General features: G+C 47.5%; 9 protein-coding genes. 7 read left to right on the forward strand and 2 right to left on the reverse strand.

Translation table 11 applies throughout. The annotated features are described in order from the left end of the window. Positions 1-2 precede the first annotated feature (2 nt). Complete coding sequence (locus BHV73_RS06010; RefSeq protein WP_286737360.1) at positions 3-1,493, forward strand: RagB/SusD family nutrient uptake outer membrane protein; 1,491 nt, start codon at positions 3-5, stop codon at positions 1,491-1,493. Positions 1,494-1,597: 104 nt separating this feature from the next. On the opposite strand, the gene BHV73_RS06015 is transcribed toward BHV73_RS06010, so the two are convergent. Beyond that, positions 1,598-2,428, reverse strand: coding sequence for an outer membrane protein assembly factor BamD (locus BHV73_RS06015; protein WP_181986711.1), 831 nt, complete (start codon positions 2,426-2,428; stop codon positions 1,598-1,600). Between the two features lie 82 nt (positions 2,429-2,510). Here BHV73_RS06015 and BHV73_RS06020 point away from each other — a divergent pair, with 82 nt between their 5' ends. Next, positions 2,511-3,935, forward strand: coding sequence for a CCA tRNA nucleotidyltransferase (locus BHV73_RS06020; RefSeq protein WP_195620786.1), 1,425 nt, complete (start codon positions 2,511-2,513; stop codon positions 3,933-3,935). Positions 3,936-4,666: 731 nt separating this feature from the next. On the opposite strand, the gene BHV73_RS06025 is transcribed toward BHV73_RS06020, so the two are convergent. Continuing rightward, a complete protein-coding gene (locus tag BHV73_RS06025) occupies positions 4,667-6,910 on the reverse strand; it encodes an inorganic phosphate transporter (RefSeq protein ID WP_286737362.1) in 2,244 nt (747 codons plus the stop codon). A 199-nt stretch (positions 6,911-7,109) separates the two neighbouring features. Here BHV73_RS06025 and BHV73_RS06030 point away from each other — a divergent pair, with 199 nt between their 5' ends. The 5 genes from BHV73_RS06030 (at position 7,110) to BHV73_RS06050 (ending at position 16,271) form a co-directional block, all read left to right on the forward strand. Continuing rightward, positions 7,110-8,819 carry a DUF6377 domain-containing protein gene (locus BHV73_RS06030; RefSeq protein ID WP_039951125.1) on the forward strand — a complete coding sequence of 570 codons (1,710 nt, stop codon included), beginning with the start codon at positions 7,110-7,112 and terminating at the stop codon, positions 8,817-8,819. A gap of 243 nt (positions 8,820-9,062) precedes the next feature. After that, the gene (locus tag BHV73_RS06035; protein ID WP_195501316.1) at positions 9,063-12,197 is read left to right on the forward strand and encodes a glycoside hydrolase family 2 TIM barrel-domain containing protein; all 3,135 of its coding nucleotides are present in this window, start codon (positions 9,063-9,065) and stop codon (positions 12,195-12,197) included. 26 nt (positions 12,198-12,223) lie between these two features. Further along, a complete protein-coding gene (locus BHV73_RS06040; protein WP_281960310.1) occupies positions 12,224-13,525 on the forward strand; it encodes a carbohydrate binding domain-containing protein in 1,302 nt (433 codons plus the stop codon). A 12-nt stretch (positions 13,526-13,537) separates the two neighbouring features. Continuing rightward, complete coding sequence (locus BHV73_RS06045) at positions 13,538-14,491, forward strand: glycoside hydrolase family 16 protein (RefSeq protein WP_281960309.1); 954 nt, start codon at positions 13,538-13,540, stop codon at positions 14,489-14,491. A 31-nt stretch (positions 14,492-14,522) separates the two neighbouring features. Then, positions 14,523-16,271, forward strand: a complete 1,749-nt coding sequence (locus BHV73_RS06050; RefSeq protein WP_281960308.1) for a fimbrillin family protein — start codon at positions 14,523-14,525, stop codon at positions 16,269-16,271. The last annotated feature ends 23 nt before the right edge of the window (positions 16,272-16,294 follow it).

Genomic DNA, 16,294 nt, shown 5'->3' on the forward strand with positions numbered 1-16,294 from the left:
ACATGAATACTTCAATTAAAAATATAGCAGTCTTTACACTGGGATTATTATCCGTCCTGTCTTCGTGCGGCGGAGATTTTCTCGATAACAAACCTACGGACGCCGTAGATTCGGGTATCGTCCCCGTGCCTTCCAATGCCGGTCGGATATTTAACGGCGCGTGGTATAACCTATTCGAGTACAGCAGCACCTATGCCAATATCGGTTATCGCGCCCTGATGCTGCAGGACGATATGATGGCGGACGATGTGGTGTCGCGTCCGATGTACGGCTTCAACTCGTCCTATCAGTTTAACGATGTGGGTATGCCTGCCAACAACCGTACCGCATTTGCCTGGTATCTGATGTACAAAACCATAGACAATTGCAATACGGCCATTTCCATTACCGCCACCGGTGACGATGATACGGCCGATTTCCGTCATTCACAGGGGCAAGCCTATGCTTTGCGGGCTTTCTGTTATCTGCATCTGGCTCAGCACTACCAGTTTACTTACCTGAAAGACCCTGCCGCGCCGGCTGTTCCGCTTTATACGGAGCCTACCGCCTCTACGACAGAGCCTAAAGGGAAGGCTACCCTGGAAGAGATATATACGCAGATATTCAAAGACCTGAATAAGGCCAAGGAGCTTCTTGAAGGGTATGTCCGTCCGGACGACAATTCCAAGTTCAAACCGGATTCAAGCGTCGTCAACGGATTGCTGGCACGTGCGTATTTGCTTACCGGACAATGGGGCGAAGCAGCCGGGGCTGCTCTTGAGGCTGCCGATGGATATGCTTTGATGACGGGCTCCAAAACGTATATGGGCTTTAACGATATATCCAATACCGAGTGGATGTGGGGACATCCTCAGTCCGTAAGCCAGTCCGATGCCAGCTATAATTTCTATTATATCGATGTGGTGACGCCCGACGCATATAACAGCTTCATGGCCGACCCGCACTTCAAGGACACTTTCGAAGCGGGGGATATTCGCCTGGATTTGTTCCAGTGGATGCGTGAAGGTTATTTGGGTTATCGCAAGTTCCGTATCCGCGCCGACCAGACCGGTGATATTGTCGTGATGCGTTCCGCCGAGATGTATCTGATAGCGGCGGAAGCGCTGGCTCGCGAGGGACGGTTGGAGGACGCCTTGAAACCGTTGAACACATTACGCAATGCCCGCGGACTTGCCGGCTATGACCTGACGGGGAAGACGCAAGACCGGCTTATCGATGATATTTTGCTGGAACGCCGGCGCGAACTGTGGGGTGAGGGATTCGGCATTACCGATATTCTCCGTACGCAACGTTCCGTAGAGCGTGTACCGTTGACGAAAGAGGAAGCGGAGCGGAAATACGATTGCTGGCAGCAAGGCGATACTTATAAAGAATATAATCCCGAAGGCCATTGGTTTACTTCCTTCCCCGACGGAACGAAGTTTGTACCGAACAGTGTGTATTATCTATATGCCATTCCGGAAAAGGAGACGAATGCGAATCCTCATTTATAAGAGAGGGGGCGGAACGCAATGAAGCATCTGCCCTCTTTATGAGCGGGGAGTAGACGCTTCACTGTGTTTTGCGTAACGGGCTGTCATCAACTATGCTCGAAGCGTTATTTTATATCTTTGCTTGCTCTTTCCTGTATCTTGCGTTTCACGAACTCAATCTTCAGGTTGGCTTCTTCCATCTCTCTCTTGATTTCCGTAATGGAAGACAGTAACTGCGCCAGTTCATAAACAGCCGCCACCGCCTTGCGGTCGTTCGGTGTCATGACAGTGGCATAGGAGCGTTCGCCAAGATAGTTGACACGTATGTTCTTGTCTTTGTTCAGGTTGAGGAAAGCGATTACATTGCCGTCTTCTCCCAACTTATAATCCGCTTTTTCTATCTTCTCTCCCAAATCGGCCGTTTCATAGCTGTCTTTGGAAGCCGGAGTTTCGGCAAAGCTGCCGTCGGGCGCGGTAACTTTTACGGCTAAGTGATGAATGTTGTGCGGACCGCAATAGATGGAAGTCATGCTCATAACCCCTGTTTCATCTACTTGGAAACGCAGGTAAGAGCGGTGCAGGTTCTTTTCTATCACTTGAGAGGGATGCAGGTAATTGCCTGTCCGTTGATATTCGGCGTCTTTCTCGAAAGTATAATTCTTCTTGAGGGCGTCCACTTCTTTTTGCTTGTCTTGGAGCATGCTGTCGAGGTAGACAAGTGTTTTCTCCTGCTCTTTCAGCTCCACCTGTTGCATAAGCCCGATACCCTCGCGCCGTGTTTCAAAAGCTTTCGGATAGAGTATCTTGATGCTGTCAATCTGTATCTTCGCTTCGCTGTAATCTCCGCGTTGAAACGCTTCGCGGGCTGCCCGGAGTTTCTCGCCTGCTTTTTTCTCCACATTGCTGCAAGAGAAGAGCGTGCAGCAGAGGCACGCAAGGAACACTGCTTTCTTCATAATTTTCATTCTTGATGTTAGTGGGGACAAAAATAAAAAATAATATCCGTATCTTTGCACCCTCAAAATGATTTATTGGCAAATGATTGAATTGACGACAGAAGAACTGAAGCAGCGTTTCAGTGACAACATATTTAAGCGGATTTCCGAAACGGCGGATGAGTTGGGGCTGGAGTGTTACGTAGTCGGCGGCTACGTGCGCGACATATTCCTGCAACGCCCTTCCAAAGATATCGATGTGGTGGTGGTGGGCAGCGGCATTGCGATGGCCGAGGCGCTTGCCAAGCGTTTGGGACGCGGCGCCCACCTTTCTGTTTTCAAGAATTTCGGTACGGCGCAGTTAAAGTATCACGGCACGGAAGTGGAGTTCGTGGGGGCGCGTAAAGAGTCCTACACGCACGACTCGCGTAAGCCGATTGTAGAGGACGGCTCGTTGGAAGACGACCAGAACCGTCGGGATTTTACCATCAATGCCTTGGCGGTGTGCCTGAACCGGGAACGCTATGGAGAATTGGCAGACCCTTTTGGCGGAATGGCGGACATGAGGGAGAAAACCATCCGCACGCCGCTCGACCCGGACATTACTTTCAGTGACGATCCCTTGCGCATGATGCGTTGCATCCGTTTTGCCACCCAACTGAATTTCTACATCGATGATGATACCTTTGAATCTTTGTGCCGTAACAAAGAACGCATCTCCATCATATCCAGAGAGCGCATTGCGGATGAACTGAACAAGATATTGCTGTCTCCCGTTCCGTCCAAAGGATTTATCGACTTAGACCGTTCCGGCCTGTTGCAACTTATCTTCCCGGAGCTGGTTGCCCTGCAAGGCGTTGAAACCCGCAATGGCAGAGCGCATAAGGATAATTTCTACCATACGCTCGAAGTGCTCGATAACATCAGCAAAAAGACCGGTAACCTCTGGCTGCGTTGGGCGGCTCTGCTGCACGATATAGCCAAACCGTCGACCAAACGTTGGGAACCCCGTGCCGGATGGACATTCCACAACCATAATTTCATCGGCGAGAAGATGATACCCGACATCTTTCGGAGAATGAAGCTTCCCATGAACGAGAAGATGAAATATGTGCAGAAACTGGTGGGGCTGCACATGCGTCCCATCGTGATAGCGGACGATGTGGTGACCGACTCCGCCGTCCGCCGTTTGCTGTTTGAGGCGGGAGACGATATAGACGACCTTATGACGCTGTGCGAGGCCGATATCACTTCCAAGAACATGGAGCGCAAACAACGCTTCCTGAACAACTTCCAACTGGTGCGCCAGAAACTGAAAGACTTGGAAGAACGCGACCGTATCCGCAATTTCCAGCCCCCTGTCAGTGGTGAGGAGATTATGAAAACATTCAATCTGCCGCCCTGCCGGCAAGTCGGGGCATTGAAAAGCGCCATCAAGGACGCCATATTGGACGGCATCATTCCCAATGAGTACGAAGCCGCCCGCGCGTTTATGCTGCAACGGGCGGAAAAGATGGGACTGAAATAGGCTTTGACATGTTTTTTCTTAACATGGCGTTTACCGGAGAAGGAGAAAATCACGGGAAATCCGGGAAAATGAGTGGTGAAAAGATAAAACGGCGGATGTAGCCCATCTATTTGGTAATTAGTGCTTTATCTTGCGTTTTTATCGGTATGTCCGAGGCTTTAGGGTTCATTTCGGGGTCAGGTTCACTTTGAACCCCTTTACCCCCCGAAAATCACTTCCAAGCAAGTATGGAATGACTTGTTTTTTTACTATATCCTGCTGATTATCCTTTTTGTGTATATCCTACAATCGGCGGTAATGGATATATCCTTACAATGCGGTAAATCCGCATGAGAACGGAAATTGATTGAATTAGGGATTGTTGAAATAGTCAATATATTGTAAATCAAATAAATGTCTTCAAAAGGGGCCGCCAAATAGGGTCATAGTGAACCTTTGAACCTTCTGAACCCTAAAGCGGGTTTTATTGGGTAAAAATAATATATAATACTTGTTCTGTTTGTCCCTTTTTACGAAAAAAATGAGTCTGCTCCGCAGCATAAAGATATTCGTTCCGCAGGACGGAAATATTCCTTTCACGGGATGAAGACATTCGTCTTGCGGGATAGAATAAATCGTCCCGTAAGACGAAATAAAACATCTCACGGGACGAACTGAACGGGTTTCGGTTATCATTCCGTCATTCTGGACGGAGCGATTTTCATTTTGATATACTCTCTTGGCCGCTTTGGCTACTCTTCCGCCTGGAACTTTCTGCTCACCTTCATCAGGTTGATGGAGTAGGTCACTATATTCTGCGCTTCCTGTATCATCGTCAGATATACCATGCTGACCTTGATGCTGCCGGATTGGCTTTGAATACGCTGCAATTCTTCACGTTTCAGGTGGGCAAGCTGGCCGTTCAGCTCGTTGGCTTTGTGTATATCTTCCTCGAAGTTGCTGTAATCGTTATTCTCCAGCTTGTGACGGCAGACTTGAAGCAGGTACACGATATCTTCCGTTACGTCTGCGAATTCGCCTTTCTGGATTGTATCGAGCGGTTTGAAGTTGTTGTCAATGTGTTCCAGACACGGTTCGCAAAGACGTCCTACACTGTATACCAACTCACTGGCGAAGTCATTGCCCTGATAGTAATAAAGTCCCTTTTCGAGAACGGTATTGTTGTCCAGGCGGCACATGGCGAGCGTTCCGGTACGCTTCATCTGTTTTACCAATTGCTTCTCGAACTTCACGGAACCCATTGCACGACGCAATCCGCGCAGGTTTTCGTGCAGGAAGGCGGTAACCGTACGTTCAAAATTATCTTCGGTGAATTCCAGTATTCTGCCAAGTTCCTCACGGGTATGCTTGCGCAATAGTTCCAGAATCTCCATATTGTCCGTGCTCTGCATCAGTTGCTTGATGGTGGCGTTGCCTTTTTCTTTCTCTTTACGCTTCTTGTACATTACCTGGCTGCGTATCAGCATGAATACGGCCAGGCCGATAAGGGCGACGATAGCGATTGTTCCGCCGAAATAGATGACGAAAGTAACGAAGAAACAGATGGTGAACGCCGCTCCGGCAGTAATGAACCAACCGCCGATAACGCTCAGCACACCGGTGATACGGAATACGGCGGAGTCGCGTCCCCAGGCACGGTCGGCGAGCGAGGTACCCATAGCCACCATGAAAGTGACGTAAGTGGTGGAGAGCGGAAGTTTCAGTGAAGTACCCAAGGCAATCAGCAGGCCGGCGAGTACCAGATTGACGGAAGCGCGTACCAAGTCGAATGCCGCACCGTCCGCGATAATGGCTTCGTCCTTTTGGAAACGGGTGGCAACCCAGCGTTTGCCGCTTTCGGGCATTACCTTGGAAAGCCCGTTGGCCACCGTCATGCTGAAACGTACCAATGTACGTGCTATGGGGGTGCTGCCGAAGCTTTCTTCACCTTCATCCTGACGGGAAAGGTCTACGGAAGTTTTGATTACATTATGGGCTTTTTTGGATGTGCACAGCGCATATACCATGATGACGCCCGCGCCGATAAGGAAATACCACGGCGTTTTGGCGGGGCCGAGCAGCGAGGTCATCAGGAAGCCGTCGGGTCCGGCAGCAGTGCCGTTGGCGGTATAGTCGATGAAAGAGGAGTAACCGGCGAGAGGCACACCGATAAAGTTCACCAAGTCGTTGCCGGCAAAGGCGAGGGCAAGGGCGAAAGTTCCCAAGAGCACGATTATCTTGAACACATTTACTTTGCACCAATGCAGCACCTGCATCAATATGGTAAAGAATACGAAGAAACAGCCGATAAGCATGGCGGTGTTGTCTTGTATCCAGTGCTTGTTTTCCGGTGTCATGAACGAGCTGTCCTTCAAGCCTTTTATCAGCATGAAGTAGACGATGGAAGTAGCCGCGATACCGCCGAAGATACCGATGCTGTACTTCATCTTCCCGGTGTAGTTGAAGGTAAAGACTATACGCGCCAGCCATTGTACCAGCATACCGAAGAAGAAAGCGATGGCTACCGACACGAATATAGCCATGATGACGGACAATGCCTTGTCGGTGTTGATAAGGTCTCCCAGTCCGAGAGTGTCGCTGCCGTACACTTTGATAAGCGCGAGGGCGAACGTACCGCCCAACAATTCAAAGACCATGGACACGGTAGTGGATGTCGGCATTCCCATGGTGTTGAATACATCCAACAGCACCACGTCCGTCAGCATCACGGCCAACAGGATACACATGATTTCCGCGAAATAGAAATGCTCCGGCTGGTAGATACCGTGGCGGGCGATGTCCATCATACCGTTGGATAGGGCGGCGCCGATAAATACGCCGATACCCGCTATGAACAGTATGGTCTTGAACGATGCTGCTTTTGCTCCGACAGCAGATTGTAGAAAGTTAACCGCATCATTACTGACACCCACCACAAGGTCGAAGACCGCGAGGACGAACAGGAAGATGACAATGCATAAGTAGATAGTTTCCATAACATGTATTTTATTTCCGGCTGCAAAGGAACGTTTTTCGTGTTGCAAGGAAATGTCATATATGTTACAGAAATGTTACATCGGCGAATAGAGGGTTGTATAAATGGTCTGCTTGTTGTTAATATTATTTTTTGTACTTTTGTTCATTATAGTAAAATATAATATAAGATAGATGTAAATTAATGTGATACATTTTTTTATGATGAGAAGGATATCGGCACTATTGTTATTGCTTGTCGTCTCTGGAACGCTTTATTCCAGAAGTAACGAAATGAGTTTGCTGCTTGCCAGACTGGATTCGGTATTGGCAAACAGCGGAAAGTATGTTTTGGAGAAAGAAGAAAGGATAGAAGAACTGCAGGGCAAGCGGGCTTCGGCATTGAAACTGGAAGACAAACTGTGGATTAACAAAATGTTGTATGATGAATATTTTGTCTATAATGCAGATTCGGCTATGGCGTATGTGGATGATAATATAGAGATAGCGGGTTTGTTGGGGCGGAAAGACAAGAAGCAGGAGTGGATATTGAATAAAGTTTTTCTTCTTACGGCTCAAGGTCTGCTGCACGAAGCCGAAAAGGAGCTGCAACATGTGGACATGGCTTCGCTGGGTGAGGAGACGATATTTCAATATTATGATACGAAAATATACTTGTACTCGCACCTGGTGCAATTTATCGGGAGCCGTCTGGAACTGGTAAACTCTTATCATACTCTTGAAACGGAATTAAAGCATGAGGCCAAGCATCACATTACGCCTGAACATCCTTCGTATTATAGCTTTTGCGCATCGCTGCACAAGGAGTATCCCCGTTCCGCGGAAGGCGACAGCATAAAAGCGAAGCTAAAGGAGATAGTGGATAAGTCGTTGCTTGCCACCCGGACTGACGCTATCAACGCCTATGCGCTTGCCGTTATGTATTATAATGAGGGCGATGAATATAATTACGAAAAGTATCTGGCCTGCTCGGCGATAGCGGATATAAAAAACTGTAACCGCGATATAGCTTCTTTGGAAGAACTCTCCAATATGCTTTACCTGCAAGGAGACATAGACAGGGGGTATGTCTATATAAGCCATTGCCTGAAGGCGGCCTTGTTATATCCCAACAGGGTACGTGTGATAAATATTTCGGCGGTAATGGACAAACTTCAGCATGCTTACAGCCAAAGGAATGAAATGCAGGAAGGCAAATTGCGTAAGTCGCTCCGCATTGTCAGCATCTTGTCCGTCGTTCTGTTCGTATCCGTATTGTTCATCTGCCTTCAATTCGGGAAATTGTCGCGTTCCCGCAAAAAACTGGATGAAGCGAACCGGCTTCTTAACTTGCACGTTGGAGAACTTTCCGATGCCCACAGGATGCTGGCGGATGTAAACAAGGAGCTCAGCGAGATAAACGAGCGGTTGAAGGAAAGTAATAACAGGTTGCTGGAATCCAATTATGTAAAAGAGGAATACATAGGATATGTGTTTTCTCTATGCTCCAATTATATCACCAAACTCGAGGAGTATAGGAAAAACATCGGCAGGAAGCTTAAAGCAGGTCAAATAGATGATATAAAATCACTGGTTTCGGGCAATACCATTGTACAGGGGGAACTGAAAGAGTTTTACCATAGCTTCGACGCTATTTTTCTTCATGTATATCCGGATTTTGTGGAGGACTTCAATTCTCTTTTGCGTGATGAAGAAAGAATTGTCCTGAAAGAAGGCGAACTCCTGAATACGGAGTTGAGAATATATGCTCTCGTCCGGCTCGGAATAAACGACAGTGTAAAGATTGCGGAGTTTCTCCATTGCTCTCCGCAGACGGTTTATAACAATCGGCTGAAGACCCGGAATAAGGCGGCTATCCCTAAAGACGAATTTGCCGAAAGAGTGCATTTGTTAGGGAAAATGCAGAAATAGGAAAGGTGTCTTTATCATTTATCATCGGAAAAAGTTTACTCTTTGTGTTTGTTATGTTGCTGGTAATCAGTGAAGTGATATTAACGCTTATTTACTTCTATTGCTTACTTGCGCATACATGGTATGTACTGCCATGTTACCTTTGTTTCAGAAAATTAAAAATAGTGTTACCTTTTAAATTTAATTTATGAGACAAGAAAAAAACAATTCACAGAGTGCTAATTTGTTATCTTTTTACTAATTATGAAAAATGCATTATTATTATCTTTATTAATTCTTCTGGCAGGTCCTCTGCGGGCACAGCAGGAGAAAGTTTCTGTATTGAACGACCATACGGGAGCTAAACTGCTTGTAGGCGGCAAGCCTTTTATGGTGAATGGCATGAACTGGGATTACTTCCCGATAGGGACCAACTATTCGTATTCTTTATGGACCAGACCGGACGACGTGATTAAAGCCGCGTTGGATATCGACATGTCTTTATTGAAGAATATGGGAGTAAACGCCATCAGGCAGCATATGGGTGTACCTGCCAGGTGGATACAATATATTTATGAGAAATACGGTATCTATACCATGATATACAGTTCTTTCGGACGTTATGGAGTGACGCTGAACGGCGCGTGGATGAGCAATACCGACTATTCTTTGCCTGAAGTGCGGAAAGTCCTGTTGGATGAGGCCAAGGAACTGGTGAAAGAATATGATAATACACCGGGATTGCTCCTCTATCTGCTCGGTAATGAAAACAACTACGGTTTGTTCTGGCAGGGAGCCGAAACCGAAGATATTCCGGTGGAAGACCGCAAATCTACCATTCAGGCAATTCATCTCTATAAATTGTTTAATGAGGCGGCGGTAGAAATGAAGAAGATGAACGCATCCTATCCCATAGCCATTTGTAACGGCGACCTTTTGTTCCTCGACATCATAGCCCGGGAGTGCAAGGATGTTGATATCTTTGGCGTGAACTGCTATCGCGGCGACTCTTTCGGTGATTTGTTCAGCAGGGTAAAGGCGGAATATGGAAAGCCGGTACTGTTTACCGAGTTCGGTTCGGACGCCTTCAATGCCGTAACGATGAAAGAAGCCCAAAAGGAACAGGCGGATATATTGTTCAAAAACTGGGCGGAGATATATCTGAATGCGGCCGGAGTAGGCAACAACAATAACTCCATCGGCGGTTTTACCTTCCAGTTTGCCGACGGATGGTGGAAATCAGGGCAGACGACCAATCTGGATGTACACGATACCGAGGCTTCGTGGAGCAACGGCGGATATTTGTTCGACCACGTGGAGGGAGAAAACAATATGAATGAGGAGTGGTTTGGCATATGCGCCAAAGGAACGCCTGACAACAGGGGGATATACGAGCTTTATCCGCGTGCCGCATACTATGTGCTGCGAGATATACATAAGATTAATCCTTATGTTTCGGGAACCAATACTTCCTCAATCCTGAATAAGTTTTCCGATATAAACGTAATGTCTTCTGTCTTATCCGCCCGTAGCGACAAGGCTGCCTTGCAGGGTGAAACCACCCGGTTGATACGGCTCAGCGAGCTTAGAGGAGAATTTTCGACTTACAATACGGGAGGGACGCACACGACTACTCCAAGCTCCAAACCGGATGTTCCTACCGAATTTCCCGCTTTTAAAGGTTTCGACCATACGGAGTCTTTCTATGTAGGCGTCGCTTCGAATCCGACGGAGAATGTGCAGGCGGAGGTTACCGTAAACTTTCTGGGAAATGTAGCCGAGAACCCGATAGATGAGATATTCTATGAGAACAGGGGACGTTCCAGATATATAGTGGACGGAAACGGCGAGTATGTGGATTTAGGTCCGTTGGAACGGTTTAAACTTTATAGCGCGGGCTTTGACTGGAACGGCAAACTCTTTAACCTGAAAACATTCTTCCGCAAGGGGCACTATCATTGGGGATACGAAGGAGACTTCTTCGGGTTTTATCCGGAAGCCAATTATGGCGACAATATGGACATTTATGGCGGTGAAGCCCCTTTCGGGACGGAAATCGAAGGTAAGGGATTCTTTAAAGGCTTTAAAGCGGCCTTCGGTCCGGAATTGTGGTGGGGAGCGAACCCGGCTTTGCTCGTCAAGTATCAACGGAATATAGGCAAGTTCGATGTAGCCGGTATTTTCCATTACGACTTATCGCAACGCAGAGGCTCTACTACGTCATACGCCATTCCTTCGCCCAAGAACACCAGGGCTTCCCTTATGGTAGGGCGGACATTCGGACGTTTCAACATCGTGGCCGGCGGTTTATGGTCGGGAACGACGTTGGTGGGACGTACATTTCAGGCTACCAAGGAAGATAAGGCGGATGCCGTTGTCTATTCGGACGTAGTGAAGACCTCCGATACGTTTGGCGGCAAGCTGAAGCTTACTTATAGCGGCGGCCGGTTCAACGCCTATGCGCAGGGTGCGATAATGGGATTGGTGGCCGAAGGCGGAACGGACTATACCCGTACGCTTACCGGGTGGCGGCTGAAAGATAGCGGCAGCGGAAACCAGTCCAATGTTCTTGCGGGTTTTACCTATAATATAGGCAATTTCCAGATAGCGCCTAATTTCTTATGGCAGAAACCGCTTGTAGGCCCGATGCCTAATGGCGTGAATGCTCCCGGCCGACCCAGAAATATCCTCGATGACCCCTTTGCCGTGAGAGATAACAGGGAAACGACTGCGGGCGAGCTTCTGTTGACCTACGACCCTACACCCGCCACATGGATGTACGACTGGGAGAATGAGAACAACGAAGATGCTCCGTTTGCCGCTTCATTGGGCTTTATTTACCGTCATCATCCCACTTCACAGGATGCGGCGATAGGTATACAGGCTAACGGACGTTCCACTTTTGCCTTTGGGGGAGCTGCCCCGGCGCACGATCTCTGGGAAACGAACCTTAAAATAACTTCGCGCATCACCAATGATTTCGGAATAATAGGAAGCGCATACTACGGAACGGGTCAGGCTAATGGAGACGATGCGCGCCTTATCAGAAGGGCCGGTGCCGAAGTGAGAATGATTTATAAGAAATTAAGACTGAACATGGAGGCAAAGTTCAACGACTGGGGGCCTTATGACTACCACAAGGATTTTAACCTGACTTTCCCTTTCCAGGGTATGCTGGACTTGTCCACCAACCTCGCGCAGCCTAAATGGCTTGGCAAGTTGTCTACCCGTGTGGGTATCAGAGGTACGTACAGGACATTGGACCAATACTCTCCCCGCTATGTCGCCGGATATGTTGCGGACGGAGTAGGCGGCTTTGAGTCGAGTACGGATATCATCGGTGCGGGACGCGGCAACGAATGGGAAGTGAGAACTTACATAGCATTCAGTCTTTTCTAATCAACGGATAAATAAATACGATACTTATGAAATACAAAAACAATATATCAGCCAAACTTCTGGTTGCGGTGGCTGTGCTTTCGCTGTCCGGATGCACAAGGGAGATAGATACGGATGTGTTGGCGACTTACCCCAATCTGTCGGAGGTATTTATCGACGGATTCTCGTCCGATTTGCAGTATCAGGCATGGGGAAAAGTGACAAATTTCGATACGGATACGGATACCAAATACAGCGGTACTACATCTATAAGAGTGGAAGTGCCTGTTCCGAGCGACCCGATGGGCAACTATGCGGGAGGTGTCTTCTATTCTTCTACCGGCAGAAATCTTTCGGAGTATGACGCGTTGACATTCTATGCCAAATCTTCCGTGCCGGCTAAAATGGAAGTCGGGATAGGAAATTATGACACGGAAGACTATTTGATAGGATTACAGGACGTAAAGCTGAATGCCAACTGGAACAAGGTTATTATTCCTATTCCCAACGCGGCGAAGCTGCTTTCGGAAAAAGGCTTGTTCTATTATTCCGCCGGCGCGGTGGATGGCGAGGGCTATACGATATGGATTGATGAGGTTAAGTTTGAATACCTCGGTACGTTGGCTCATGCCCATATAGAGGATGTGGAACGACCCGGCTTCCCCGGAAAAGTGAATATAGGGACACTTACGGAAACCATAAACCTGCCGAATGGAGTAAACCAGACGATGCAGGTTTCCTCGAAGTTCTTCACCTTCGAATCTTCCGACCCGGATGTGGCTTCTGTGGCAGATAACGCCATAACGGTTCATAAAAGCGGAGAGGCGGTTATTTCTTTGAAAGAGGCGGGCGGACAGATAAAACTGCACTGTTATGATTTCGCTCCTACGCCCGAAAGAAATGAATCGGAAGTACTCTCTTTGTTCAGCGATTCTTATAGGAACAAGATTACCGCCAACTGGAATCCCCGGTGGCAGTACTCCACAGCGGAGTATGAGGATATGGATACCGGCGACAATCATATCGGATATTACAGCAATCTGAACTTTGTGGGCATCGTATTCAATTCGGTTGCCGATTGCTCGGCGATGACACATCTTCATTTGGATGTATTGAGCATGGACGAGATAGGTACAGGCTCTGAATTCAAAGTCGAGATACACGAAAGTAACAGCAATAACAATATTGTCTATTTGGCTACAAAGGCCACGCATCCCGATTTCAAAGCGGGGCAATGGCTTTCGCTCGATATTCCGCTGAACGATGCGGGCAAGCAGATAACGCAACTGGTTCTGGGATGTGACAGTAATACCAAGAACATTCTTTTGGATAATATTTATTTTTATTAAAGATGATGACTTATGAAACATTATAGAATCGTATTATTGGGCTTATTTACCATTTCCTTATCATTGTTGCTGGGTAGCTGCGAAAAGGATGAGGAAATCATCGAGCGTACGGAATGGGTACTTTCCTGGTCGGATGAATTTGATACGCCGACCGAAGACGGTAAACCCGATCCTTCGAAATGGGTGCACGAAACGGGCGTTACGGGAAACGGCAACCAGGAACTGCAAAACTACACCGACAGAGTAGAGAACGCCTCTTATGCAACTTACAACAACCTGGGATGCCTGAAGATAACCGCATTGGAGGACAACTATGAGGGGATAACGTATTCTTCCGCCAGAATTAAGACGGAAGGACTGTTCGAACAGAAATACGGACGCTTTGAAGCGCGTCTGATGTTGCCGTACGGTCCGGGCATCTGGCCTGCATTCTGGTTGCTGGGCGCCAACTACGCTACGGACGAATGGCCTGCATGCGGCGAGATAGATATTATGGAGAACAAGGGATACCAGCCCAATATCGTATCGAGCGCCTTGCATCTTCCGGGGCATTCGGCGGGAAACGCCATAACCCAGACGTTTGGATACGAGAAACAGCGGTTTGACACCGACTTCCATGTGTTTGCGGCAGAATGGGATGAGACTAAAATAGACTTCTTTGTGGATAATGTGCTTTATAAAAGAGTAAAGGCTGTTGATGTAACCGATGGCGAATGGGTGTTCGACCACCCGTTCTTCATTATCCTGAATGTGGCGGTAGGAGGAACTTTCGGCGGCAATCCTACGGAAGACACCGTATTTCCCCAAAGCATGTATGTGGATTATGTAAGGGTGTACCGCAAGTCGACAAGTCCCGAACAACCCGGTGCCGCGGGAGGCGACGTTTCTTCCAACGGAACGATAGGAAGCTGGGACTTTAACGGAGCAGACTCCGACAAAGGACTTTTAGAGCCCGACCTTAATTAATTTGTCAATCTACTTTTAAAGAATCAGAATTATGAATCTAATAAATATACACAACTGTTATATAGGACTTATGGCGGTTATGTCCCTTGTGCTCGTTTCGTGCGCGGATGAAACCGGATTGGATAACAGCCGGGAGAGAGGTGACATCGTTTTCTCCGCCCAGATAGGCAAGGCGGTAAGCAGAATAACAAATAATCAATGGGACGGTGACGAACTGGTAGGCATAAAAGTAGGCGAAACCGTGAAAACCTACAAAGTGGCAGCCGATGGAAAAATGTCTACCGAGGATACGCCTTATGTGTGGGACGGAACAAGCTACGACGTGTTGGCATGGAGCCCGCTTACCGATGAACCGATAGACCTGACAGACCAGACTACGGAGAAGAAACTCTTTGACTGCGATTTGCTGGTAAGTACCGCCAAAGTCAATTCCAAGAATATGCGCCTTGTGTTTAAGCACCGGATGACCCGGATGTGGTGGGAGCTTCAGAAGTTTGAAGGGTACACGGAAGAAGAGGTGAACAACGCGAAGATTTCGTTTGTAGGCTATGGAGCGGTAATGTACACGGATGGTGAGGTGACACCGGTAGGCGAGGCAGACCAACTGATTGCTACTCACAATACGAGAGGAGAATATTACAGAAACGGAGAAGCCATGCTGGTGTCGGGTGATATGTGGGGAAAACCTCTGATACGGATAGAAATCGGAGGAGACGTATATACGTATACCCCGAGCAAGGACGATGCGAACGATGTGGCGAAGAAGACGGGTGACTTGCTGCCTAATGTATGGCAGCGGTATTACTTATCGGTCAGCAAACAGGGATTGAAAGTGGATATGGAGTCCGGTGAAATAGGTTGGAGCAATGGGAATATCGATGGTGGTGATATTGTGGATGCTAATTTTAAGGTTGTGATTCCTGAAGAAATAAAAGAAATGGATGGTTATGGATATGATGGCTTGGATGATGAAGGCTTTATAATCAATACTGATAATAGTTTCTCCATAACTTATAAGGAGAGTAAACCGAGCGGCGGTATCAATTTCGAAGGTTTATGTGACCGGGTACGTACGGTAGAAGATACAGAGCAAGGTAAGGTTAAGTTCACTTTCAGCAATATCCGTTCAGACATAAAGTTGGCATACACTGAGGAGTATATGGAAATAGGTTATTACTTCTATGATGACGGAAATTTCGGTGCGGAGCCTAAAGAGAATGCAATAGGTATAATATATAAGGTAGGCAAGCATGCTACGGATGATATTGCAAATTATGCAGGTTCAAAACTTGAAGACAATATCCGCGGCTATGTAGTGGCTTTAAAGGATGAGGTAAATGATGAAGATGATACCTTCCAATGGCGAACAGGAACTGATAGTGAAGGTTTATCCGGGGATGACTATCCGGAGAATGGAGTAGGAGATGGAAAAACCACTAAGTATTTGGGATATCCTAATACGAAATATCTTATAGCGAAAGCTAAGGAAAAAAGGATAGAAGTGCCGGCGGCATCGGCTTCTACCAGTAAGGATGCACCGGAGAATACATCCGGTTGGTATTTGCCTTCTCACACACAGTTGAAGGACTTAGCTGTTCTTGCGAATACTTCATACCTCAATTACATTCCGTTGAACGGTACTTATTGGGATAGTTCATTCGATGGCGGGAATACCAATGCTTACGTTGTAAACTTCAATGCGAACGGAGCCATAGGCAGTACCGAATTTTATAAGCAGGTGGACGCTAAAAACAAAGTTCGTCTTATCCTGACTTTCTAATCAATCACTAAAAATAAACAATT

Source organism: Bacteroides sp. 44_46 (assembly GCF_001915465.1).
Lineage (GTDB): Bacteria > Bacteroidota > Bacteroidia > Bacteroidales > Bacteroidaceae > Bacteroides > Bacteroides clarus.

What these genes read in the sequence shown, in the direction of transcription:
- BHV73_RS06010 (WP_286737360.1), top strand. Translation starts at nt 3, where the DNA reads ATGAATACTTCAATTAAAAATATAGCAGTCTTTACACTGGGATTATTA.
- BHV73_RS06015 (WP_181986711.1), bottom strand. Translation starts at nt 2,428, where the DNA reads ATGAAGAAAGCAGTGTTCCTTGCGTGCCTCTGCTGCACGCTCTTCTCT.
- BHV73_RS06020 (WP_195620786.1), top strand. Translation starts at nt 2,511, where the DNA reads ATGATTGAATTGACGACAGAAGAACTGAAGCAGCGTTTCAGTGACAAC.
- BHV73_RS06025 (WP_286737362.1), bottom strand. Translation starts at nt 6,910, where the DNA reads ATGGAAACTATCTACTTATGCATTGTCATCTTCCTGTTCGTCCTCGCG.
- BHV73_RS06030 (WP_039951125.1), top strand. Translation starts at nt 7,110, where the DNA reads ATGATGAGAAGGATATCGGCACTATTGTTATTGCTTGTCGTCTCTGGA.
- BHV73_RS06035 (WP_195501316.1), top strand. Translation starts at nt 9,063, where the DNA reads ATGAAAAATGCATTATTATTATCTTTATTAATTCTTCTGGCAGGTCCT.
- BHV73_RS06040 (WP_281960310.1), top strand. Translation starts at nt 12,224, where the DNA reads ATGAAATACAAAAACAATATATCAGCCAAACTTCTGGTTGCGGTGGCT.
- BHV73_RS06045 (WP_281960309.1), top strand. Translation starts at nt 13,538, where the DNA reads ATGAAACATTATAGAATCGTATTATTGGGCTTATTTACCATTTCCTTA.
- BHV73_RS06050 (WP_281960308.1), top strand. Translation starts at nt 14,523, where the DNA reads ATGAATCTAATAAATATACACAACTGTTATATAGGACTTATGGCGGTT.